Annotated in this window: 19 protein-coding genes, 1 tRNA gene and 1 other RNA gene; 6 read left to right on the top strand and 15 right to left on the bottom strand. The window is 66.6% G+C overall.

Going from position 1 to position 22,534, the window contains the following annotated elements; all coding sequences use genetic code 11:
• Positions 1-65: 65 nt before the first annotated feature.
• From recR to J7I85_RS13235, 4 genes are all read right to left on the bottom strand, one after another.
• Positions 66-665 (bottom strand): recombination mediator RecR, encoded by a 600-nt coding sequence (gene recR, locus J7I85_RS13250; RefSeq protein ID WP_111902426.1) that lies wholly within the window; start codon positions 663-665, stop codon positions 66-68.
• A 131-nt stretch (positions 666-796) separates the two neighbouring features.
• On the bottom strand, positions 797-4,450 hold the full coding sequence (locus tag J7I85_RS13245; protein WP_214852374.1) for a DNA polymerase III subunit gamma and tau: 3,654 nt from the start codon (positions 4,448-4,450) through the stop codon (positions 797-799).
• Positions 4,451-4,482: 32 nt separating this feature from the next.
• An RNA gene (ffs, locus tag J7I85_RS13240) (signal recognition particle sRNA small type) lies at positions 4,483-4,579 on the bottom strand.
• A gap of 72 nt (positions 4,580-4,651) precedes the next feature.
• Complete coding sequence (locus J7I85_RS13235; RefSeq protein ID WP_214852373.1) at positions 4,652-4,975, bottom strand: hypothetical protein; 324 nt, start codon at positions 4,973-4,975, stop codon at positions 4,652-4,654.
• A 157-nt stretch (positions 4,976-5,132) separates the two neighbouring features.
• Between J7I85_RS13235 and J7I85_RS13230 the strand changes: the two genes are divergently transcribed.
• Positions 5,133-5,220 (top strand) — tRNA-Ser (locus J7I85_RS13230).
• 70 nt (positions 5,221-5,290) lie between these two features.
• Here J7I85_RS13230 and J7I85_RS13225 read toward each other — a convergent pair.
• Positions 5,291-6,199 (bottom strand): oxygenase MpaB family protein, encoded by a 909-nt coding sequence (locus J7I85_RS13225; RefSeq protein WP_214852372.1) that lies wholly within the window; start codon positions 6,197-6,199, stop codon positions 5,291-5,293.
• A 325-nt stretch (positions 6,200-6,524) separates the two neighbouring features.
• On the opposite strand from J7I85_RS13225, the gene J7I85_RS13220 reads away from it, so the two are divergent.
• Both J7I85_RS13220 and J7I85_RS13215 read left to right on the top strand, forming a co-directional pair.
• On the top strand, positions 6,525-8,174 hold the full coding sequence (locus tag J7I85_RS13220; protein WP_308159479.1) for a M23 family metallopeptidase: 1,650 nt from the start codon (positions 6,525-6,527) through the stop codon (positions 8,172-8,174).
• 618 nt (positions 8,175-8,792) lie between these two features.
• Positions 8,793-9,704, top strand: coding sequence for a phosphodiesterase (locus tag J7I85_RS13215; protein WP_214852371.1), 912 nt, complete (start codon positions 8,793-8,795; stop codon positions 9,702-9,704).
• A 60-nt stretch (positions 9,705-9,764) separates the two neighbouring features.
• On the opposite strand, the gene J7I85_RS13210 is transcribed toward J7I85_RS13215, so the two are convergent.
• Positions 9,765-11,348, bottom strand: coding sequence for a stealth conserved region 3 domain-containing protein (locus J7I85_RS13210; protein WP_214852370.1), 1,584 nt, complete (start codon positions 11,346-11,348; stop codon positions 9,765-9,767).
• A gap of 159 nt (positions 11,349-11,507) precedes the next feature.
• Positions 11,508-12,437, bottom strand: a complete 930-nt coding sequence (locus tag J7I85_RS13205; protein WP_214852368.1) for a hypothetical protein — start codon at positions 12,435-12,437, stop codon at positions 11,508-11,510.
• A gap of 148 nt (positions 12,438-12,585) precedes the next feature.
• Between J7I85_RS13205 and J7I85_RS13200 the strand changes: the two genes are divergently transcribed.
• Both J7I85_RS13200 and J7I85_RS13195 read left to right on the top strand, forming a co-directional pair.
• Positions 12,586-12,885 (top strand): type II toxin-antitoxin system VapB family antitoxin, encoded by a 300-nt coding sequence (locus J7I85_RS13200; protein ID WP_043417724.1) that lies wholly within the window; start codon positions 12,586-12,588, stop codon positions 12,883-12,885.
• Positions 12,878-13,552, top strand: coding sequence for a LytR C-terminal domain-containing protein (locus J7I85_RS13195; RefSeq protein ID WP_214852366.1), 675 nt, complete (start codon positions 12,878-12,880; stop codon positions 13,550-13,552). Before J7I85_RS13200 ends, J7I85_RS13195 begins: the two co-directional genes overlap by 8 nt.
• Before the next feature lie 33 nt (positions 13,553-13,585).
• Here J7I85_RS13195 and J7I85_RS13190 read toward each other — a convergent pair whose 3' ends face one another.
• Positions 13,586-14,233, bottom strand: coding sequence for a TetR/AcrR family transcriptional regulator (locus tag J7I85_RS13190; protein ID WP_214852364.1), 648 nt, complete (start codon positions 14,231-14,233; stop codon positions 13,586-13,588).
• 106 nt (positions 14,234-14,339) lie between these two features.
• Positions 14,340-15,056, bottom strand: coding sequence for a DsbA family oxidoreductase (locus J7I85_RS13185; RefSeq protein WP_214852362.1), 717 nt, complete (start codon positions 15,054-15,056; stop codon positions 14,340-14,342).
• A gap of 179 nt (positions 15,057-15,235) precedes the next feature.
• Between J7I85_RS13185 and J7I85_RS13180 the strand changes: the two genes are divergently transcribed.
• Entirely contained in the window at positions 15,236-16,282 is a 1,047-nt protein-coding gene (locus tag J7I85_RS13180; protein WP_214852360.1) for a glycosyltransferase family 4 protein, read from the top strand.
• Positions 16,283-16,381: 99 nt separating this feature from the next.
• Here J7I85_RS13180 and J7I85_RS13175 read toward each other — a convergent pair whose 3' ends face one another.
• From J7I85_RS13175 to J7I85_RS13150, 6 genes are all read right to left on the bottom strand, one after another.
• On the bottom strand, positions 16,382-17,413 hold the full coding sequence (locus tag J7I85_RS13175; RefSeq protein ID WP_214852358.1) for a Gfo/Idh/MocA family protein: 1,032 nt from the start codon (positions 17,411-17,413) through the stop codon (positions 16,382-16,384).
• 4 nt (positions 17,414-17,417) lie between these two features.
• Positions 17,418-18,308: a biopolymer transporter Tol gene (locus J7I85_RS13170; protein WP_214852356.1), complete on the bottom strand. Its 891-nt coding sequence runs from the start codon at positions 18,306-18,308 to the stop codon at positions 17,418-17,420.
• A gap of 130 nt (positions 18,309-18,438) precedes the next feature.
• Positions 18,439-19,440, bottom strand: coding sequence for a sugar phosphate isomerase/epimerase (locus J7I85_RS13165; RefSeq protein WP_214852354.1), 1,002 nt, complete (start codon positions 19,438-19,440; stop codon positions 18,439-18,441).
• Positions 19,441-19,442: 2 nt separating this feature from the next.
• Positions 19,443-20,651, bottom strand: coding sequence for a Gfo/Idh/MocA family protein (locus J7I85_RS13160; RefSeq protein ID WP_214852353.1), 1,209 nt, complete (start codon positions 20,649-20,651; stop codon positions 19,443-19,445).
• A gap of 8 nt (positions 20,652-20,659) precedes the next feature.
• On the bottom strand, positions 20,660-21,778 hold the full coding sequence (locus tag J7I85_RS13155; RefSeq protein ID WP_214852351.1) for a Gfo/Idh/MocA family protein: 1,119 nt from the start codon (positions 21,776-21,778) through the stop codon (positions 20,660-20,662).
• Positions 21,775-22,533 (bottom strand): sugar phosphate isomerase/epimerase, encoded by a 759-nt coding sequence (locus tag J7I85_RS13150; protein ID WP_214852350.1) that lies wholly within the window; start codon positions 22,531-22,533, stop codon positions 21,775-21,777. Before J7I85_RS13150 ends, J7I85_RS13155 begins: the two co-directional genes overlap by 4 nt.
• Between the last annotated feature and the right edge of the window lies 1 nt (position 22,534).

Below are 22,534 nucleotides of genomic sequence, written 5' to 3'. Positions count from 1 at the left end.
GCGGCATACTGATTTCAACAGTTTATCGCCGCCGTCCGCCCGCTGTGGAATTGTGACCGTTGCGGTCAGCTGAGGGCGTTCCGGCGGCCCTCGAAGGCCCTGCCCAGGGTGACTTCGTCCGCGTATTCGAGGTCTCCGCCCACGGGCAGCCCGGAAGCGAGCCGCGTCACTGCGATCCCGATCGACTGCAGCATGCGCGCCAGGTAGGTGGCCGTGGCCTCGCCCTCCAGGTTCGGGTCAGTGGCGATGATGATCTCCTGGACGGCGCCATCGCTGAGCCGGTTGAGGAGTTCGCGGATCCGAAGCTGCTCCGGGCCGACGCCGGCGATTGGGTTAATGGCACCGCCGAGCACGTGGTAGCGGCCCCGGAATGAGCGGGTGCGCTCCACGGCCAGCACGTCCTTGGACTCCTCCACGACGCAGATGACGGAGGGGTCACGCCTCGGGTCGCGGCAAATGTTGCACAGTTCCTGCTCGGTCACGTTGCCGCAGGCGGTACAGAACTTGACCCGTTCCTTGACGGTGGTGATGGCCTCCACCAGCCGCTTCATGTCCTGGGGGTCTGCCTCCAGGATGTGGAACGCCAGGCGCTGCGCCGACTTCGGTCCCACACCGGGAAGACGTCCGAGCTCGTCGATAAGCTCCTGAACTGCACCCTCGTACACTTTTTCCTCGATTGCTTGGTTGGAAGATGGCCGGTGCCGCCAGACGGGGCACTGGTACGTCGCGGGGCGGTCTGCCCGGCCCTTGGGGTCCTCGCCTCGGGCGGGAGCTCCTTCAGACCGGGTGCCGCGGCCTAGTACCGGGGCATCAGGGGGCTGCCGTCCAGCGACCGTTCTTCGATGAGCTTTCCGCCCAGAATACGCTCGACGGCGGCACGGCCAAAGACGCCCGACTCCTCGATGGTTTCGTCATCCGCGCTGGGGATGTCCTGCACGTACGGTGCCGGTTCCTCGGTGCTCCGCGCGGGCGCCTTGGCCCGGCCCGCCTCAGCCTCCGGGCTATTGGAGAGCCTCTGGTAGAGGCTCAGCTTGCCCCTGGCGGCAGTCTCGGTCGCCGGCGCCTGCGCCTGCGCCGGCGCAGTGGTGCGGGCAGCGGCAACTGCAGGGCCGGCCTTGACCGCTGGTCCGGCCTGCACTGTGGGCCCCGCCTGCACCGCGGGTCCTGCCTGAACTGCTGGGCCGGATGCGAACACGGGAACCCGGACCGGGGCGGCGTGGGTGGCAGCGGTCACGGCGGGCGCGCGGACACCCTGGTTTGGGGTGGGTGCTCCGTACTCGTGGCTGGCAGCCGCCGGGGCGGATGCCATGGCGTAGGCAGGCTCCAACTCCGGGACAGCGCGCTCGGCTGTTTCCGGCGCGCTCTCAGCAGCGGCGATTTCAGCTGGGGCGCTCACACCCGGGGTACTGGACTGTTGCCGTCCCGCGGCGCTACTGCCGGTATGCGGCGGCTGGGCGGCGGCGGGTGGGTACACAGGTGCAGCGGAGCCGGTCGACTCCTCGTGGTCGTCGTCGTGGTCGTTGTCAGCCGCGGCCGGGTATTTGCCCACGTTGCTTTCGGAACGGAGAGCCCATACGCCAGGTGTCTGCTCGACAGCACGCGACCACGGATCAGCGGAGGTTTCTGGAGCAGGTTGGCGCTCCGCCTGTGCCGGAGCAGCAGCTTTGGCGCGGGCTTGCGCCGCCGAGGGTGCAGGCTCGACAGATTGGTTTACCTCCGGTGCCTTTACCTCCGGCGCCGACGATGGCGCGGGGCTGCCCTGCCACTGGCGCGACGGCTCCCAGTCCATGGGAGGTTCTTCATCCAGCGGAGGCGCGTCCTCGTCGAGTGGAGGGCCCCAGTCGTCATCCGGATAGGAGTAGTCGCCGGTCTGCTGCGCTAGCGGCCCGCGTTCTTGCGTCTGCCCTGCAGTGGATGGGGCGACAGACGCCCTGGAAGCCGCCGGGTGGGTGGCCACCGGCTGCGCAGCGGACGCCTGTGCGGCAACAGGCTGCGGGGCGGGCTGCTGCGAGAGTGCGGACGGTTCATTGCCGGATGCGCCAGCAGCGTTGCCGCTGCCGGCGGGTGCCGTAGGCGCAGATGGTGCAGGAGCGCTGGAGGCGCCAGTATCGCTGCCGCCGCCGGCGGGGCCGCCAGTGTCCGACCGGGACGCCGTGATGGTGGGTCCTGACCACTGCGGTGTGGAGACCGCAGAAGCCTCCGGCGAAGAAGGAGAGGCATGCCGGGCCGCGGGCGCGGTGGACGGACCCGGCGACGCCGGAGCCGGACCTGTTGCCGCAGGGCTGGCAGGGGCGGGCTCCGGCTCTCCGGAGCCACCCAGGGCAGGGGCCAGGCCCCAATCCGCGTCGGTGGTGGTAGCCGGAACGTCCCGGCTAGTAGGCGCTTTTGGGTTTGGTTCAGAGCTCGCTGAACTGCCGGCGCCTGCCACCGCGGTGATCTGGCAGTCTATGCCGATCGTCTTGTGGATGGCTTGGCGCAGATTCTCGGAGTGGTCTGCCCTGCCGAAGGCGCCCGCCAGCCCGGAGGTGGTGAAGACGAGCGTCAGGACCTGGCCGTCGAACTGGCCAACCTGGGCATTGGGCTCAACGAGAGCCCAGGTGCTTCGCTTGATCCTTGTCAGGGTCTGCAGGACCTCGGGCCAGGCGCGGCGGAGTACCTCGACGTCGGCATGCGACCCGGCGGGGGCTGCACCGGCGGGGGCTGTGCTGGAAGAGGGTTCGGCGGGGGGCTGCGGAGCGGGAGCCGACGGGGCCGCCTGCGCGGCAAGCGACTCGGGGCCCTGAGCCTGTTGGCGCCGGGCCTCGTGGCGCTGGGCCTGCTCCGGCCGTGGGGCGGACTCCGGGGCCTGTGAGGCCGCGGGACGCTGGGCGACAGGCTCCCGGCCCTGCCCGTCGTGCGAGCCCGGGGCCGGGCGACGTTCGCCTGCGGCGGCGTCATCCGTGGGCCAGTCACCAGTGGTGATGCGTGGCGCGGCCAGGGCTTCCCGTTCGGGCGCGTCCTGCGCCGTGGGCGCGGCCTGGATGCTGGGCGGGCCCACTCGCGGCGCGCTGGACGCCGGAGCCACCTGCGCCGGAGCGGCAGGGACTGACGCCGAAGCTGCCGGACCATGGGAGGCCGGAGCGTTCTGGGCAGGAGCGGCAGACGGAACAGACGCAGGGGGTGCAAGCGGAGCAGGCGAAACCGGAGAAGCCGCAGCAGGAGCCTGCGCGGCTGCCGCAGGCGCCGGCACGGCCGGCGCAACCGGAGCCGAGGCGGCGGCGGGAGCGCCGGCGTCGGACCCTCCGTAGTTAAGGCGCCGCTCCACGCGGTCGATCCTGGCAGCGATGCCGCGCTCGGTCTGCTCGGAACTGGGCAGCAGGATGCGGGCGCACAGCAGTTCCAGGTGCAGCCGCGGCGACGTGGCACCCGTCATCTCCGTCAGCGCGGTGTTGGTGACGTCGGCCGCGCGAGACAGCTCGGCCGCGCCGAGATTGTGTGCCTGGCTCTGCATCCGGGCGATCTGGTCGGCCGGCATGCCGCGGAGGATGGCCTGGGCGCTTTCCGGCATGGCCTGCACGATGATGAGGTCCCGGAAACGCTCCAGGAGGTCCTCCACGAAACGGCGGGGATCATGCCCCGTCTGAATGACGCGGTCCACGGCACGGAAGACCGTGGCGGCATCGGAAGCGGCGATTGCTTCGACGACGTCGTCCAGAAGCGAGGCGTGCGTGTAACCGAGAAGTGCCACAGCGAGTTCGTAGTCGAGGCCGTTGGGTCCGGCGCCTGCCATGAGCTGGTCCAGCACGGACAGCGAATCCCGCACGGATCCCGCACCCGCGCGGATCACGAGGGACAGCACTCCGGGGGCCACCGGGACGTTTTCCTGGTGGCAGAGCTGCTCAAGGTAAGCCATCAGCGGCTCAGGCGGCACCAGCCGGAAAGGGTAGTGGTGCGTGCGCGAGCGGATGGTCCCGATGACCTTGTCCGGCTCGGTGGTGGCGAAGATGAACTTGATGTGTTCCGGCGGCTCTTCGACGATTTTCAGCAGGGCGTTGAAGCCCGCCGAGGTGACCATGTGCGCCTCGTCGATGATGAAGATCTTGTAGCGGTCCCGCACTGGTGCATAGGTGGCGCGTTCCCGGAGGTCGCGGGCGTCGTCCACGCCGCCGTGGCTGGCGGCGTCGATCTCGATGACATCGAGGGAGCCGGCTCCGCCGCGGGCAAGTTCGACGCAGCTGGGGCAGACGCCGCACGGGGTGTCTGTGGGGCCCTTGGCACAGTTGAGGCAGCGGGCCAGGATGCGCGCAGACGTGGTCTTGCCGCAGCCACGCGGGCCGGAGAAAAGGTAGGCGTGGTTGACGCGATTCTTGCGCAGCGCCGTCATCAGCGGCTCCGTGACATGCTCCTGCCCGATAACGTCCGCGAACGAGTCCGGGCGATACCTGCGGTAAAGGGCAGTTGTAACAGTCACAGGGAAAACCTACCTATAGGGACTGACATTAAATAAGAGACCCCTCATGCACCCGCCAGAGCCCATCTACCCTTGCTACCTTCCGGTCCTGGGGGAGTTCAACAGGATGACGCCACATGAGGGGCCGTCAGATACTTTACCCGAACTTTGGGCGTGGCCCGAATCGGCTCCGATGGGGCAGCGGCGGGCACCGCCGTCGTCTTAGCGGTGCCCGTTCACGGGCCAGCTCATGAACGCCGGCTCCTCATAGGGGTGGGCCCGCCGCAATCCCTGTACGACGGCGTCGAGCACGTCCTCTTCCACGATGCACTCGACCCGGACCTCGGAAACCTCTTCCGGCTCACCGGCCGTGCCGATGTAGGGCCGGGCCCCGGGTAAGGGGGTAAAACGTCCCGTTCCCGGCGACGTGAAGGAGCAGTGCGAGTAGTCGCCCAGCCTGCCGGCGCCGGCATCTCCGATGGCGATGCGTACCGCCTCGGCGTGGGAATCGGGGACGTACACCACGAGCGCATGCAGCTGGGACATGGCACCATCCTGCCATTCGTTTCGGGGCGTCCCTGCGCCTTGGCTGGCCGCGCCACAACAGCCCCGGAGGAGGCCTGTGGCGGGGGCGGATCCGGCCGATTGGGAGATGCCGGAAACTTCAGGTATTCTAGTATCTGCTTTTGGTTCAAGAGCAGCTGGAGAATTCGCCTAGCGGCCTATGGCGCACGCCTGGAACGCGTGTTGGGTTAACGCCCTCGGGGGTTCAAATCCCCCATTCTCCGCCATTGGGAAACCCGGTTCTGACATCGTCAGGACCGGGTTTTTCTGCTTTCCTGCCCCGGTTGCGGGATGGAGTTACGTCACGCCCAGCCTCTGGAGCCGCTCGCGGGCGGCTAGCTGGCTGGGGCTGGCCGGCCCCAGTGCGAGGCGCACTACGGCGAGGGTTGCTCGGGCGGCCAGGCTCACCGGCAGCGGCAGCGGGCCCAGCCGGGCAGTACGCATGCCAAGCAGCCGGCGGTAATCAGGCTCCAAACTCAGGACGGCGGCCTCGAACAGCACTCGGTAACCCGGTTTCAGCAGGGGGTGTAGGGGCGGATTCCTGATGAACGCGACTGTTTCGGCGACCCGTTCGTCGCAGCGGAGCGTGCCTGCGGCAGACCATTCTGCGAGCTCCCGGACGAGGGCGGCCTTGCTCTCCGGCGGGGATTCCACTCCCATGAGCTTGCCCGCCTGCGCCCACTCACGCACGTAGGCATCCGGGCCTCCCGGAATGGGGCCGTCCCACAGTTCATGAGTCCGGAGAAACGAGTCCGTGAACGTGATGTGCACCCAGCGGAGCAGCTCAGGATCGTTGGCGGAGTACTTCTGGAGGGTGCCGTCGCCATCGACATACTTGCCGCTGACGGAGCCGTGCAGCCGGACCACCCTCTCGATTGCGGCCCGGGCTTCAGCCGTGGATCCGTACGTGACGGCGTGGATCCAGGCAGTGGTTCGGGCCAGCCGGCCCAGGGTGTCCTCACGGAAATTTGAATGGTCGTGGACTCCGGCGAGGACTGCGGGGTGAAGTGTCTGCATCAACAGGGACCGGATGCCGCCGACGATGGTTGGCACGCCGCCATGGACGGCCCAGACCGCAGAGCCGGGAAGGAAATACCCGGGGTCGTCGCCCTGGGCAAACTTCCGCGACCAGTCCGGCAGCGCATCCGGGCTGCCGGTTAGCGTACGCTTCAGTTCCGCTTGCCATTTCCTCAGGAAAGTCCGCATATTTCATTCTCGCGCGCCGAGGCGGGCCGGGTAAGCGGAGGAACCAATCTATATCTACGGCATCAAGGCCGGACACACCACCGCACACCTTGATTATCAGAAGTTTTTCCGCCTGGCCGGCGGAAAAGCCCTAACCCTCCTGCGCCCCGACATGGAACGCGGTCAACCGTGCAGCCAGTACCAAGGCAGCACTCGTTAAAAGCCTATGGATTCTTACGGGCTGACCCCCAGTTTTAGGGGTTTCGCCGCTCTTGAGCCTGTGGCCACAATGGAGGACACGCTCGTCGAGATAGGAGTTTGACGGGTACTTATTCAGGAGAATTCTGTGGCAAATCACGGGGGACACAAGCACTCACCGAGGGTGATCGGCCCGGGCCGGATCGCCTTGCGGAGCCTATCCGCGGCGGTGGTTGTCGGCTTCTCCGTCTTCGCCTTCGGATTCCAGGGACCGGCCACGTCCATCCAGCAGCCCGTGGGTGCTGCCGTCCCAATTGCACCTCCCTCGGGCGTCGTGGGTCCCGGGCTCCTCGATCCCGACACCACCCTGCCCGCGTACCCGATCAGCGGGTCCACCATTGCCGCGCCGGCTAAGGCTCCCACCGGACACACCGTGTCCAACTCCAAAGTCAAGGCAACCAAGACGGGCGCCGCCAAATCTCCGGGTGTGGCCTCCACCGCGCTTAAGCGGCCCGGAGCCGGCTTCCTCATGGCGCCCTTGGAAGTCCTCAGGCCAAGTTCCCCGTTCGGCCTGCGGCACAGCCCGATCACCGGCGAGTCGGGTGAATTCCACTGGGGCCAGGACTACGCAGCCGCCTGCGGCACCCGCGTTTACGCAGCCGACGGCGGCGTGGTCCGGGCCGCCGGATGGCACCCCTGGGGCGGGGGCAACAGGGTGGAGATCGACCACGGCAATGGCCTGATCACCACGTACAACCACCTGCAGGGCATCGCCGTCGAAAAGGGCGACCAGGTTCGGGTAGGCGAGATCATCGCGGAGGTGGGCACCACCGGATCCTCCACCGGCTGCCACCTGCACTTCGAGGTCATCAAGAACGGACAGCACGAGGATCCCCTCAAGTGGACCCTGCTGCCCATCCGGCAGACCGACCAACTGACACCCGCTGTGTTTACCAGCTTCGCAGGCGGCGCTGCCAGCACGTATGGGTGGGCTATCCCTAACATCCCGGGCAACAGCGGGCCGGGCAACACCGACGACGGCCTGACACCCGTGACTGCAGCTGCAATGGCCTACCCTCGCGCTGGCCGGGCAACTGCTGTGCGGCCCACCTTGGTTGCCAGCTCATCGTTCTCCGGTTCCTCTTCCTTCAGCCCAGCGGAAACATCGACCGTTACTACAAGTCCCCAACCGACGCCGCCGAAGCTGACGCCTCCCGCGACAGCCAAGCCGAAGCCGGCCCCGACTCCTACTCCGACCCCGAAGCCGAAACCGGCTCCCGCGCCCGCTCCCGCGCCCGCTCCCGCTCCCGCGCCGCCCACTGCGACACCTGTGCCGCCGGCTGACCCGCCCACCGAGCCGGTAGTTCCGGCAGTGCCCGAGCCACCGGCACCGACCGAGCCCGCGCCGCCACCCACTGAGCCGGCGCCGCCGGCTGACCCGCCGCCCACCGAGCCGGCAGTTCCGACCGAGCCCGCGCCACCGGCACCCGCCGAACCGGCCGTGCCCTCCGCACCGGTAGTGCCCGCACCGGTAGTGCCTGGACCGGTAGTGCCCGCACCGGTAGTGCCCGCACCGGTAGTGCCCGCTCCGGTAGTGCCCGCTCCGGTAGTGCCCGCTCCGGTAGTGCCCGCACCGGTAGCGCCTGCACCGGTAGCGCCTGCACCGGTGCCAGCTCCCCCTTCGGCACCGGCAACCGCCACATTGCCAAGTGCTGCGCCAATCGAGGATGCTGCCGTGGCAGAAGCGAAGGCAGCAGCGGAAGCTGTGCCGACCGCGGAGCCCGCGGCGGCGCCGTAAGCGGTAGAGGGCAGCCGCTGTCGGGCTGTTCGCTTTACTGGGTGAATCTAACTGGTCAGGAGGTCAGGGAATGCAACGGAAGCCAAAGCCGTTGTCATTAGTGACAGCCATGCACCCGGCGAGAGAGCACGATGTGACTTCCCTCCAAACGATTCCGCCGACACACGACGGAACCCGCCCGGGTTTCGGATGCCCTTCGGGGGATGCGGTGCCGGCAACGGACGCATCCTCCGAATGTGGATGTGCGGGCTCTCCCTGGTCTGCTGGGCGCTTGCCCCACGCGCCGCAGTGCGTCGGCGTCCTCCTTTCACTCTGCCCGAGGCGCGGTAAGCCGGGTACGTTCCGAAAGAGCATTCCGCCCGGAACAGGCGGCGGACTCCCGTCTCCGCGTCTATCTCTGCAAATCAAACAATGCGCGGCAAACTAACGAAATGGCCATCGGGGGATGGCCGTGCAAGAAACGAAAGCGAGGAAGGTAGCCCGAAAGCGACGGCGGTGTTGTAATTTTTCAACATGCCAACTCCCGTTTCCCCATAGTTCGCTTCTTATCTGGTTGGATGGAACGTACTTAGAGGGACACAGGAGGCGCCCCGCTTCCTAACTACCGCGAAGGCAGCAATGGAGCTCATCGAGGCCGAGCATCCCCGGCCACGCCATTTTCTACTCCACCTGAGTGACCCCCACCTGTTGGGAGGTCCGGACCCCCTATACGGCGCAGTTGACAGCGAAGCCCGCCTGATCCAGCTTTTCGACGAGGTTCAGGCTTCGCGCGCGCGCCCGGAAGCCGTGATTTTCACTGGCGACCTGGCAGACAAGGGCGACCCCGAGGCGTATGCCAAGCTCCGCGCGATCGTGGAACCTGCATGCCAGGACCTCGGCGCCCAGGTCATCTGGGCCATGGGCAACCACGACAACCGCGCCAACTTCCGGGCTGGCCTGTTCGACCAGGCGGGCAACGACGATCCCGTCGACCACAGCTACTACGTCAACGGGCTGCGGGTCATCACCATGGACACGTCCGTACCCGGTTACCACCACGGCGAACTCAGTGACAACCAGCTGGACTGGCTCGCCGGGCAACTGGAGACCCCCGCACCGGACGGGACGATCCTGGCGCTGCACCATCCGCCGGTTCCGTCGGTGCTGGACCTGTCCGTGCTGGTGGAACTCCGCGACCAGGCGTCCCTGGCGGCCGTGGTCCGGAACTCGGATGTCCGCAGCATCCTGGCCGGGCACCTCCATTACTCCACGACGGCGAGCTTCGCCGGCATCCCAGTGTCCGTGGCCTCAGCCACGTGCTACACCCAGGACCTGAACGTTCCGCAGGGTGGCACCCGAGGCCGCGACGGCGGCCAGGCCTTCAACCTGGTGCACGTTTACGAGCACACGGTGGTGCATTCCGTGGTGCCGCTGGGCGTCACTCCCACCGTGGGCGAGTATGTCACCCCGGAGGAGACGGAACGCCGCCTGGCTGCAGCCGGAATCCGCATCCCGGAAGGGGCCAAACGTCCCGTGCTCACGCGGAAATAGGGAGCACAGACAGAAGAACCCCGCCGGTGATCCGGTGGGGTTCTTCTGCGATTTAGGAGCTTATATTTCCCAGGGCGCCTTGATGGGGTAGTACCTCTCCAGGAACTCCGTGACAAGGTCCGCCCGCTCATCGGCTGGGACCTCCGGAAAGCTGCCGTCATTGAGGCAGAAGAAGTCCATGTTGCGCTTGGTCAGCAGCTTGGGCAGGTAGTTCAGTCCCGACCGGAGCGTGGTGTCCACGTACCTCACCTTGGCCGCCGTCTGGGTCACGGCCCGCCCGGTCAGCAGTGCGTAGTAGTGGTAGAAGGAATTTGTGACGGAGATGTTGTCTGCGGCCCGGAACGTGCTGGCAGCGGTCTTCGCGAACTCCGCGGGGAACTCCTGCTCCATCTGGGCTACGAGGCTCCGGCGCAGCGGCGCGGCCGAGTGTTCCAGATGGCGCGTGGTGATCCGACCAAAGCGGTTCCAGAGCAGCTTTCGGTTGACCCGGGCCGCGTTCTCGAAGCCGCTGCGTTCGGCGTCGTTCTCGCCGAGGCCGATGCGGGTCTCCGCCTCGATGAACTTGGTGATCCCGCCCGGCGTGAAGAACATGTCCGGGCCCACCGGCCGCCCGAAGAACATGTCGTCGTTGGAGTAGAGGAAGTGCTCGGAGAGGCCTTCGATGTGGTGCAGCTGGCACTCCACGGCCTGGGAGTTGTGGGTGGGCAGCACCGACGGGTCGGCGAAGAACTCCTCGCTCCGGACGATGGTCACTGACGGGTGGTCGGCCAGCCATTCCGGGGCGGGGGAGTCGGTGGCGATGAAGATGCGGCGGACCCAGGGGGCGAACATGTAGACCGACCGGAGCGCATATTTGAGCTCGTTGATCTGCCGGTAGCGCGCCTCGTGGTCGTCACCCTCGCCCAGGACAGCTCCCGCCATGCGGGCGCGGCGGGCGGCGATGTACTCCGGGGAGCTGCCGTCCACCCAGGAGAAGACCATGTCGATGTCGAAGCTGATGTCGCTCGCGTGGTCAGCGAACATGTTCTCGATGGTGGGCCAGGTGTGGCCGTAGCGCTCCACCGTTCCGCGGACGGCGTCGTGGGCCATCATGGTGCGGCGGGTCAGGGAGTTCTCGATCGGGAGGATCACTTCGTTGCCCAGGAAGCTCCACAGCTCCACCTGGACGCCGGCGGACGCACCGAATTCGAAGCCGCCCTCGGGTTCAACCCGCGGGCGGTACAGCCGGAAGATGCGCGCCTGCCGGTTGACGGAGAGCTCGCCGTCGGCCACCAGGACGGACGTTTTCTTCTTCGCGTCCACGGTCATGGAGTAGAACGGCTCGTTCCGGCACGCGTCCACGAGGGCGGACCGCAGCTTTTTGCGGTCCTTCCAGTCAAGGGCGATCACGGGACGGTCGTTGTTGCCCCGGACCAGCAGGTAATCCAGCCCGGTCGCGTCCAGCACGTTCCGCAGGAAGAGCAGGTCCTCCACCATGGCCTGGTAGGGCGTCCGGGTGTCGTTGATCAGCGCATACCGGCCTGATCGGCGGACGACGTCGGGGCGGTGTTTGAGGCGCGCCACAGCCGCCGGCGACGTTGCTTCCGCGAGTGCGGGTACGTCCTCGGCCTGACCGCCGTAGTAAATGTCGTCCTGAACCGTCACGTCGGTAATGGTGTTTCTCCCATGCTGCTAGGGGTGAAGTCTTACTTGCATGATAGTCCTGCCGGGAAAACATGCCGGGCAGGCGGCCGGGCGGTGGCCCGGCCTGTATGGTCTGGCCGTCTGAGCTATCGTCTGGCCGTCGGGGCCGCGGCAGCGGGCTTAGTCGAGGAGAGCCTGCCGCCAGCTGGACAGGAACGCCGCCCCGGCGTCGTCGTGAATGACCGTTTCCTGCAGGCCCAGGTCGGCGGCGGTGAGCACGTCGTAGGGCTTGGCCGGGACGCCGTCCGCAGGCCTGACGTCGACGTGCTTCACCGCGTGGTCGTTGTGGTGCAGCCAGTCGGCCATGGCGTAGTCCGTGCGGGAATCACCTACCGTCCGCCACGCCTGCGGCGTGATGCCCTGGGCCGCCAGCAGCTCCACGGCGCGGCTCGCTCCGAGGTCCTTGCCCAGCCGCACCGATTCAATGTCCGTGGAAATGATGGTGGGGTCCACGCGGTAGTCGATCTCATCGTCGGAGTTAGGTGCATGGTGGTCCAGCCGCACGACGCCCAGGCCGTGGCGCTCCATCAGCTCCATCGCCTCGGCATCAAACAGCTTCTGCTCGGCGAGGTACTCACTGCTGGGCACCTCAATGTGCTGCTCCACCGACACCATGGCGCGCTTGGTTTCGTCGAAGAACATGTGGGCCGAGTAGTCCTCAGCCACCATGCGCCGGACATCGTCGCCGTAGGCTGCCGGCACGGCAAGCTCGTGGTCCACGTGGATGGGTCCGGGGCCGGCCGCGGTGTAGCTGAACCACACCGCACCTTTTTCGCAGATGGCGTGGATCAGCGTTCCGCCCGGCATTCCGGCGGCGATCATGGGCTCCATGACCTGCTTACGGATGAATGCATCCGAGCGCCCGGTGTTGAAGATGACCGGCACTCCGGCGTTCGCGAGGGCCACCAAATCGGCAATGATTTCCGGTTTCACATCCCGGGTCACCGGGCTGGCAACCGGGCCGTCAACGTCCAGGAGTAGGGCCAGGGCGGGTGCGGACGGCGTGTGGGCGCCGAACCCCGGGGCGGCATTCGCAGTAGGTGCAGTCATGGCTCCATTCTGTCAGCCGACACCGGCCAATCCGCCCGGACCGCGGGTGGCGGCCAGCATGTGACACATAGTTACTGTTTGGCTACAACCTCCCGCGGCGCGCTGATTCCACATTCCCTTGAACCGGCCAGTTGCTTACGCTTGCAATGTGATATTCAAAGCTGTGGGCGAGGGACGCCCTTACCCCGACCATGGTTTCAGTACCCCCAAAGACTGGGCGGCCCTTCCGCCCCGTCCCGTGCGGCTGGATGAACTTGTGACCACCAAGCGGACCCTGGATCTTGAAGCGCTCCTTGCCGAGGACTCCACTTTCTTTGGGGACCTGTTTCCCCACGTGGTGCAGTACCAGGGCACCCTCTATCTGGAGGACGGCCTGCACCGGGCGGTAAGGACTGCACTCCACCAGCGCACCGCTATACATGCAAGGGTGCTCGTGATCGATGGCTAGAAAACCCAAAGACGTGACCGTCCTCCACGGTCACCGCGTGATTAGCGGCCCCGAGCTCAGGGCCACGTTCGTCGAGGACGACGAAAAAGCAGAGAACCCCGGCCGCCTTCGCCGCCGGATCCTGCACGGTGTGGTGCTCGTGCTGCTGCTTGGCCTCATTGTTGCTGGGATCATGGGAGCAATGGGTGTGATGAGCGGGCAGATCAAGTTTCCGTCCGCTCTCCAGGCCCAGGAGAACTCCTCCGTCTGCCCGGCAACAACCTTCGACTACACGCCGCCCGCCAAGGTGACGGTGAACGTCCTCAACGCTACGAGCCGCAATGGCCTGGCGAAGGCGGCAGCCAATGAGTTCAAGGGCAGGAAGTTTGTTCTCGGCAAGGTGGCCAACACGGAAACCGGATACCGCGGCGTGGCGGCCATTGTCTCTGGTGCTGCCGGACAGGCGGCGGCCTTCACCGTCCAGCGGAATCTGCCTGGCTCGGACTACTTCCAGGACGGGCGCAAGGACGGCAGCGTGGATGTGATCCTGACTGGGGACTACCGCGGCCTGGTCAAGCCGCAGCTTGTGGATCAGACGCCGGGCAAGCTCAGCTGCCCGCGGGAAAGCCGTCGCGTCGCGGACGATTCGCAGTGGCCAGTCATGCCCACCCAGGGCGCCAAGCCCTGAGCCTGGCAGGCTGAGCTTTTGGCCGGCTGATCCTTAGCCGGCCCCAGCGGCCGGCGGCTGCGGGCGGACGGGGCGGCCGCCGTCGTCGAACCTTGCCCCGGCGCCCAACTGGATGAAGCGGACGGTCCGCGAGACCCTTTCCTCCAGGTCCCCGGAGGCGTCGCCGCGGGCCGCGCTGGATGAGAGCGTGCCGTGGATCAGCTGCGCCTGCTGCAGCGGATCGGCCACCGGGAAGTAACCCTTGTCCATGCCGTCGCGAAGAATGTCCTGCAGCATGTCGCTGAGCCCGCCCACGTGGTCGGCCAGCTTGGCGAACGACGCCGGCGAGAGGACGGCGCCCATGGCTGGACCGGGCGGCAGATGCCGACGGCTGAGATCCTCCACTTGGGCCCGCACGTACAGGGCCAGCCGGTCCACCGGATTGTCCAGCCGGGCCAGCGACTCCCGCAGTCCGGTCATGAACCGTTCCGTCTCCACGAGTGCGTAGGCAATCAGGAGCTCTTCGATGTCCGCGTAATAGTTGTAGACAGCCGTGCGGCCGATCCCTGCATGCCGGGCGACGTCGGTCATAGTGAGCCCGGGCAGCCCGTGCGAGAAGAGAAGCTCACCGAAGGCGTTCAGGATGCGGCGCTGGGTCTCGGCGCGCTGCGCAGCGTTGCTGGGGGCCGAAATCCGGGGCATAGGGACACTTTACCGCCGTCTGTCACCAAACCGTTCTGAGTTTTTGTACGGATAGTGGGCGCTAGATGCCCTTCAGGGGACGACATCTGTACAAAAACTCGTAGAGCTAGACGGGGCAGCCATCCGGGCCGCATGCCTCTGCGTTATCCGTCTTGGCGCCGGCTTTGTCGCCGACCATCACCAGCGGGTGCGACTCTTGCCACGCCTGTTCAAGGGCCATGGTGAAGCTCGCCGCGGGCTGGGCTCCGGACAGTCCGTACTTGCGGTCGATCACGAAGAACGGAACGCCGCTGATGCCCAGGGCGCGGGCTTCGGCGAAGTCGCGGCGGACGTCATCGGCATACTTGTCGGTGCTGAACAGCTCGGCAACGTGACCGGCGTCGAGGCCCAGATCCGCGCCAACCGACGCGAGATAGTCGGGGCTGCCGATGTCCTTGCCGTGCTCGAAGTGGTCGCTGAGCAGCCGCTCCTTGGCCGCATCCTGCATGCCGTGCGCGGCAGCCAGGTGGATCAGCCGGTGGGCCGTGAAGCTGTTGGCAACCACGACGGCGTCGAACCGGTAGTTGAGGCCCTCGCCTTTGGCTTGGGCTGCTACGTGGTCGAACATCTGCGTGACCTGGTCAGCGGCCATGCCCTTGCGCTTGCTGAGGTAGTCCAGTTCCGTGCCGTCGTAGTGCTCGGGCACGCTAGGGTCCAGCTGGTAGCTGCGCCACTGCACCTCCACCTGGTCGCGGTGCGGGAACTCGGCAAGGGCGGTCTCGAACCGGCGCTTGCCGATGTAGCACCAGGGGCAGGCGACGTCTGACCAGATCTCAATCTTCATGCCTGCGACAACTCCCGGGCTTTCCCGGGCATTCCTGCGCGGACAGTTGCTTTGGTCACGCCGGCTGAACACTCTTCTCTGGGAGCCCGGCTTCACGCAGCCCTTGTTTGGCGGCAGGCCCGGCCATATTGTTTGGACTAACTCCCGGCGGTCAGACCGTACCTTCGAGGGAGGCTCAAGTGCGTATTGGATTGATATCGGCACCGTGGATCCCGGTTCCGCCGCCCGGGTACGGCGGCACAGAGCGGGTGGTGGACAGCCTTGCGCGCGGATTCGCCGCAGCCGGGCATGAGGTCCTGCTTGCCGCGCCTTCCGACAGCACCTGCCCGGTTCCTCTGGCCCCGCGAATGCGCCCCTCGGCACCGGTGGACATGGGACGCGCATTGTCGGAGCTGAGCCACATCATCAGGGCCTACGACGGCATGGCAGGCATGGACATCATCCACGACCACACCATGAGTGGACCGCTGTATGCCCACCGTCCGGCCGGAGTCCCGGTGGTCACCACCATCCACATCCGCCTGGCTCCGCAGGCCGTGGACCTGTACACCGCCATCGGAAAGACCACCGGCATCATTGCGATCTCCCGTGACCAGGTGAGCCGTTCGCCGGAGGTCCCGGTGACGAAGGTGATCCACCACGGCATGGATGTGGCGTCCGTTCCCGTGGGCCAGGGGAACGGCGGTTACCTGTGCTTCGTCGGACGGCTATCACCGGACAAGGGCATCCTCGAAGCAATCCAGATCGCAGGTGCCGCGGGAATCCCCCTGCGCATCAGCGCCCGGATCCAGGGACCCGAGGAGCAGGGCTATTTCGACGACGTCGTGAAGCCAGTGCTGGGGCCCAGTGTGGAGTTCACGGGGCCGCTGTCCGACGCCGAGAAATACCAACTTGTCGGTGGTGCGCTCGCATTCCTGAACCCGATCCAGTGGCCGGAGCCGTTCGGCCTGGTGATGATTGAGGCGCTCGCCACCGGAACGCCTGTTGTGGGTACCCCTGCCGGTGCTGCTCCGGAAATCGTGGAGCACGGCGTCACGGGCTACCTCGGCAGCGTCGAGCAGTTGGCCACGTTCGCCGCCGAAGCCGCCGGCCTCAGCCGGGAAGCCTGCCGCGCCTCGGTGGAGCAGCGCTTCAGCTCGGCCCGCATGGTGGCCGACCACCTGGCGCTCTACGAACAGATCCTCGGCGGACAGGTCGTGGGGCAGCGGGCTCAGCCGAACGGGTAGGCCCTGCATGCATGGAGTTTTTGTACAGATAATGGCCCCAAAAGGCCCATTAGAGCGCGATATCTGTACAAAAACTCCAGCGGGGGTGGACGGTTTCAGTCATTGGAGGTTCCCTCCGGTGCCGGCGTCGGCCTCGTAGCTGAGGCCGATCTGGCGGCGGATCTCGTCCATCGCGGCCATGACAGCCACACTCTCGCTCGGCGGCAGAATCGTTCCCGCTGTGGCGCCTTCCCTGATGAGGCGTTCCATCTCGGCCGCCTGGTATTGCATTCCCCTGCTCGTGACGGGCTGATCGAACCGCTCCAGGACGTTTCCCTGGTTATCGAACCGGGTGAACGGCGTGGGGTTGTACCAAGTGGATTCGATGTCGATCCACCCTTTTGTCCCGATGATGGCGGCGCGGTTATTTGAAGCAGTGTCCAGGGCACAGTCCACGAGCGCCTGCTGTCCGTCCGGGTACTCGAAGATTGCTGCCGTTTGCCGGTCCACGCCTGTCGCCGTCATCGCGGCGCTGGCCCGGATGCTGACCGGTGCACCGAGGACGTCGAAGACAAAGGAAACGGGGTAGACGCCGAGGTCCAGCAGCGCACCGCCGCCCAAGGCAGGATCGTTCAGACGGTGGGCCGGGTCCTTGGGGAGGTCCTGGTTGTGGCTGGCCGTGACCTTCCGTATTTCCCCGAGCGAGCCCTCCTGGATGATTTCGCGGAGGCGGATCATGTGGGGGAGGAAGCGGCTCCACATGGCCTCCAGCGCTACGAGGCCCTTGGACTCGGCCAGGTCAACAATATCCTGCGCTTCGCGGGCGTTGATGGTGAACGCCTTCTCCACCAGAACGTGCTTTCCGCCATTGAGGGCGAGCAGCGCGTTCGCATGATGGAAAGGATGTGGCGTGGCAATGTAGACGACGTCTACGTCCGGGTCGGCCACCAGCGCTTCGTAGCTGTCGTGGGCGGTGGGGATGCTGTATTTCTCACCGAAGGCCTTGCTGGATTCCGGGCTGCGGGAGCCGACGGCCTGGACGGTGAATCCATTCTCGATCAGGTCCTGTGTTTGCAGCCCGGCGATGAAGCCCGTGCCGAGGATGCCCCAGCGGATGTGTCCGTCGGAAGTGCCATTCGGGTGGTTGGTCACGTGCTTAGTCCTTTGCGGGGTTGGAGTTGGCGATCGGGTAGGCCACGTACGCGAGGCGGGCGGAGTCAGGCGACCAGCTGTTGACGTTAATTGTCCCCTGCCCGCCGAAGACGGGCCACGTGTGCAGCGGCGCTGCCCAGTCATCCGTGGAGACAAATACGACGTCGACCGGCAGGTCCGCCGGGTGCCCTTCCGTGCCGCTGGGGAAACGGATGTAGCTGGCCAGGCGGCCGTCGGGGGACAGATGCGGGAACCAGTCGACGGTGTGGCTCGCCAGCAACTGCTCGGCGCTGCTGCCGCCGGCGGCACGCACGCGTGCCAGCTGGGCGTGGCCGGGCTGACTGGTGAACGCCTCGGCATTGAAGTACAGCCATCCGCCGTCCGGGGAGTATTCAGGCCCGTCGCAGTGGCCGTCGACGCTGATGGGCGTGGACGCGCCGCCGCTGGCCGGGATGGTCATGAGCCTGCCGGGCTGGGTGAAATCACCGGCTTCCATGCCCACGTAGGCCAGTTCCTGGCCGTCCGGGCTGACGCCGTGGAGGAAATGGAAGGAGCCGTCGTCTTTGGTGATGCGCGTGGCGTGGCCGCCGCGCAGGGCCGCCCGGTAGATGTGGCCGTCGTTGGCCGAGAGGAAGATGTGCTCGCCGTCGGGATCGAGGACATGGTCGTTGTTGAGGCCGGGGATTCCGGTGAGCGGGACCTGGCTGATGGTCCGGCCGGCAACGTCGAAGGTCCACAGCTTCCCGTCGCCGTTGAGGACCAGTGCCTCGCCGTCGAGCGTCCAGTTGGGCGCCTCCAGGAGTATGTCCTCTGTGGCGAAGGCAAGTTCGCGCTCGCCGGTGATAAAGGCAATCCAGACCTCACACCGCTGGCCGGGCTGAAGTGTGCGGATCACTGCGCTTTCCTCTCGGATTGGAAGTTCAGTTCCCTGCGGGGGATGTTCCATGGAGTTTTTGTACAGATATCGTCCCCAAAAGGCACTTTTGCTCGCGATATCTGTACAAAAACTCCAAAGGGAAATCGGGTCAGTCCTTGCTGCTGAAGGCGGCGTCGAAGCTGGTCTGGGAGGCGGGGAAGTCGAACTTCTTCAGCGCGGCGAGGGCTTCGGGGGCGCCGTGGAGGCGGTCCATGCCGGCGTCCTCCCACTCGATGCTGATGGGCCCGGTGTAGCCGATCGCGGTCAGCGCCCGGAAGGAGGATTCCCAGGGGACGTCGCCGCGGCCGGCTGAGACGAAGTCCCAGCCGCGGCGGGGGTCGCCCCAGGGCAGGTGCGAGCCCATGACGGTGTTCCGGCCCGTAAACCGGAGCTTGGTGTCCTTGCAGTCCACGTGATAGATCCGGTCCTTGAAGTCCCAGATGAAGGAGACGGGGTCGATGCCCTGCCACATGAAGTGGGAGGGGTCCCAGTTCAGGCCGAACGCTTCGCGGTGCCCGATCGCTTCGAGGGTGCGGACGGTGGTCCAGTAGTCGTAGGCGATCTCGCTCGGGTGGACCTCGTGGGCGAAGCGGACGCCGCATCCGTCGAAGACGTCCAGGATGGGGTTCCAGCGGTCTGCGAAGTCCTGGTAGCCGGCGTCGATGACCTTTTCCGGGACGGGCGGGAACATCGCGACGTACTGCCAGATGGAGGAGCCGGTGAACCCGACGACGGTGTCCACGCCGAGCGCTTTGGCGAGGCGGGCGGTGTGTTTCATTTCCTCGGCGGCGCGGGTGCGCACGCCCTCGGGGTCGCCGTCGCCCCAGACCTTGGAGCCGACGATCGCTTCGTGGCGGAAGTCGATCGGGTCATCGCAGACGGCCTGGCCCTTGAGGTGGTTGGAGATGGCCCAGACCTTGAGGTTGTATTTGTCCAGGATGGCGAGTTTGGAGTCGACGTAGCCGGGTTCGTCCCAGCGCCAGGCGTCCAGGTGGTCCCCGGAGACGGCAATTTCCAGGCCGTCATAGCCCCAGCCGGAGGCGAGCTTGGCGACTTCCTCGAAGGGGAGGTCGGCCCACTGGCCGGTGAACAGGGTATACGGGCGGGGCATGGTCAGGCTCCTTCGGTTGGTGTGGCGGCGGCGCCGCCGGTGGGCGGGACGAGCTGTATGGTGGCGCTTTTCGCTGCGGCGGATTCCTCGACGGCGGCCAGGACACGCTGGACGGCGAGGCCTTCCTCGAACGACGGCGACGGCGCCTCGCCGCTGCCGATCGCGGCCAGGAAGTCGCGGATCTCGTGCGTGAAGGTGTGCTCCCAGCCGATGATGTGGCCCTGCGGCCACCAGGCATCCAGGTAGGGGTGCTCGGGCTCGTTGACCAGGATCCGGCGGAAGCCCTGCTCCCGAGCCGGCGCCGTGGCGTCCAGGAAACCTAGTTCGTTCAGGTTCTCCAAGTCGAAGAGGATGGTGCCCTTCTCGCCGTAAATTTCCAGTTTCAGGGAGTTCTTCTGCCCGGTGGCCACACGGGAGACTTCGACTGAGGCGATGGCCCCGGAGGCGAGAGACAGCGTGACCCAGGCGGCGTCGTCGACCGTCACTTCTTCCGGCCCGTGCTTGCCCGGCCGGACCGGAGTGAAAGTATGCAGCCGGCCGGAGACCTCCGTGACGGCGTCCCCGAGCAGGAACAGGACCTGGTCGATCGCATGGGACGCGATGTCCCCGAGGGCACCGGACCCGGCGGTTTCCTTGTTCAGCCGCCACGTCATGGGGGACTCCGCGTCGGCGAGCCAGTCCTGCAGGTAGGCCGCGCGGACGTGCCGCACGGTGCCAAGGCGGCCCTCCGCGATCAGTTCCCGGGCGAGTGCCAGGGCGGGCACGCGGCGGTAGTTGAACCCGACCATGGACTGCACCCCTCGCGCGCGTGCCGCCTGCGCCGCGGAGGTCATGGCCTCGGCCTCGGCGAGGGTGTTGGCCAGTGGCTTCTCCACGAGCACATGCTTCCCGGCTTCGAGGGCGGCGATGGCGATCTCGGCGTGCATCCAGCCCGGGGCGCAGATGTCCACGATGTCGATGTCGTCCCGTTGCAGGACAGCACGCCACTCCGTCGCGGACTCGGCCCAGCCGTACTTTGCCGCGGCCGTGGCGACCTGGCCGGCGTCCCGCCCAATGAGCACTTTCTGTTCGAAGGCCGGGACGTCGAAGTAGGACGCGACGTTCCGCCACGCGTTCGAGTGGGCCTTGCCCATGAAGGCATAGCCGATCATCGCCACACCCAAGGGGCGCTTGGAACCCGGAGGTGTACCGGGGGATTCGTGGGAAGTCATTGGTATTCCTAGAGGGTGGAAGCGGTGGGGTTCCAGTCCTCGGGGAGGGCCGGGGACGCGGGGGCGGAGCTTTCGACGGTGACGAAGCTGCCGGATTCGACGGACTCGGAAATCGAGACCATGGTGTCCAGGACGTGGTAGGCGAGGTTGCCTGTGGCGCGGTGCGGCACTCCGGCGCGGATGGAGCGGGCCATGTCCAGCACACCCATGCCGCGGCCGTTGGACGGTCCGGTGGCGGGGATAACTGTCCACTCGTCATCGCCGGCGCGCCAGAGCCGCACGTCGCCGTCGAAGTAGTTGGGGTCCGGGAGGGAAATGGTGGCCTCGGTGCCGGTGATTTCCACGAAGCCCATCCGCTGCCGGGGCGACTCGAAGGAAAAGACGCTGTGCGAGGACTGGCCGCCTTCAAACTCGGCCATGGCGCTGACGTGGGTGGGGACGTCCACCGTGAACTCCTCGCCCAGCTTGGGCCCGGAACCGATGACGCGGACTTCCTTGGCTTTGGAGCCGATGGCCGCCACCCGACGCACGGACCCGAAGGTCTGGACCAGTGCGGTGAGGTAGTACGGGCCCATGTCGAACAGGGGCCCGGCGCCGTACTGGAAGAGGAATGCCGGGTTCGGGTGCCAGGACTCCGGTCCGGGGGTCTGGAACGTGGTCATGGCGGTGAGCGGGGTGCCGATATCGCCGCGTTCGATGAGCCTGCGCGCGGTCTGGAGTCCGGCGCCGAGGAACGTGTCCGGCGCGGTGCCGAGGCGGATGCCTGCGGCGTCGGCGGTCTTCAGCAGCCCCAGCCCTGATTCGCGGTCCAGCGAGAACGGCTTCTCGGTCCAGACGTGCTTGCCGGCGTTCACCGCCGCCGTCGCGACCTCCACGTGGGCGGCCGGGATGGTCAGGTTGACGATGATTTCGACGTCGGGATGGTTCAGTGCGGGGTCCACGCCGCCCCACTGCGGGATGCCGTATTCCTTGGCCCGCGCCTCGGCCGCCTCCTCGAAGAGGTCGGCAATGACATGGACCTTGAGGTCCGGGAAGACGGTCAGGTTGTCCAGGTACTGCTTGCTGATGTTGCCGGCACCGATGACTGCGACGCCGACCGGTCCGCGGCGGGGGGATGAGGTGCTCATGCCTGTGCTCCTTCAGCGGCCTTTGCGGAGTCAGAGTTCAGGAAGGCAAGCGATTGGGTGATGCCGTCGAAGATGTCTCCGGAGTAGTCGTCGAATTCGACGACGCCGACCTCCAGCGACTTTGCTGCGCCGATGACGTCCCACACGGCGATCTTGCCCTGGCCTGCCGGCTGCTGGGCCTTGGTGTCCGTGTTCAGCGGACCGTCCTTGATGTGGATGAACTTCACCCGGTCACCCAGCTTGGCCAGGATGTCCACCGGGTCCTGGCCGCCGACGGCAACCCAGTAGGTGTCCACCTCCAGGACCAGTTCGGGGTCCAGCAGCCCTTCGAAGTACTCCAGGGCGGTCTGGCCCTCGATGCTGGACTCCAGCTCCCAGGCGTGGTTGTGGTAGCCCACTCGGATGCCGTATTCGGCTCCTTTCTTGGCGGCGGCGTTGAGCTTGGCAGCGGTGGCCTGGATGGTCTCCGCGTCCTGCCAGTGCTCGGCCGGGAGGTAGGGGTCGATGACGGTGGTGATGCCGAGTTCCTTGGCGGCGGCGAAGATCTCGTCCTGGTCCTGGGTGAGCAGCGGCGCGTGGCCGGACGGGGCGGTGAGGCCGTTCTCCTTCAGCGCGGCGCCGAGCTCCTTGGCGGTGGCCACGAAGTTGTACGGCTCCACCTGCGTGAAACCGATCTCTGCGACCTTCTTGATGGTGCCGGGAAGGTCCTCCTGGATCGCGTTGCGCAGGGTGTACAGCTGGAGTGAGTAAGACATG

This window comes from Arthrobacter sp. ISL-65, from assembly GCF_018613795.1.
In the GTDB taxonomy this organism is placed as follows: Bacteria; Actinomycetota; Actinomycetes; order Actinomycetales; family Micrococcaceae; genus Arthrobacter.
The sequence above is the reverse complement of the archived record's forward strand: the minus strand, read 5'-3'. Positions and strand labels throughout refer to the sequence as shown.

What these genes read in the sequence shown, in the direction of transcription:
- J7I85_RS13235 (WP_214852373.1), bottom strand. Translation starts at nt 4,975, where the DNA reads ATGTCCCAGCTGCATGCGCTCGTGGTGTACGTCCCCGATTCCCACGCC.
- J7I85_RS13225 (WP_214852372.1), bottom strand. Translation starts at nt 6,199, where the DNA reads ATGCGGACTTTCCTGAGGAAATGGCAAGCGGAACTGAAGCGTACGCTA.
- J7I85_RS13185 (WP_214852362.1), bottom strand. Translation starts at nt 15,056, where the DNA reads ATGAAGATTGAGATCTGGTCAGACGTCGCCTGCCCCTGGTGCTACATC.
- J7I85_RS13190 (WP_214852364.1), bottom strand. Translation starts at nt 14,233, where the DNA reads ATGCCCCGGATTTCGGCCCCCAGCAACGCTGCGCAGCGCGCCGAGACC.
- J7I85_RS13155 (WP_214852351.1), bottom strand. Translation starts at nt 21,778, where the DNA reads ATGAGCACCTCATCCCCCCGCCGCGGACCGGTCGGCGTCGCAGTCATC.
- J7I85_RS13165 (WP_214852354.1), bottom strand. Translation starts at nt 19,440, where the DNA reads ATGCCCCGCCCGTATACCCTGTTCACCGGCCAGTGGGCCGACCTCCCC.
- J7I85_RS13160 (WP_214852353.1), bottom strand. Translation starts at nt 20,651, where the DNA reads ATGACTTCCCACGAATCCCCCGGTACACCTCCGGGTTCCAAGCGCCCC.
- J7I85_RS13205 (WP_214852368.1), bottom strand. Translation starts at nt 12,437, where the DNA reads ATGACTGCACCTACTGCGAATGCCGCCCCGGGGTTCGGCGCCCACACG.
- J7I85_RS13150 (WP_214852350.1), bottom strand. Translation starts at nt 22,533, where the DNA reads ATGTCTTACTCACTCCAGCTGTACACCCTGCGCAACGCGATCCAGGAG.
- J7I85_RS13195 (WP_214852366.1), top strand. Translation starts at nt 12,878, where the DNA reads ATGGCTAGAAAACCCAAAGACGTGACCGTCCTCCACGGTCACCGCGTG.
- J7I85_RS13215 (WP_214852371.1), top strand. Translation starts at nt 8,793, where the DNA reads ATGGAGCTCATCGAGGCCGAGCATCCCCGGCCACGCCATTTTCTACTC.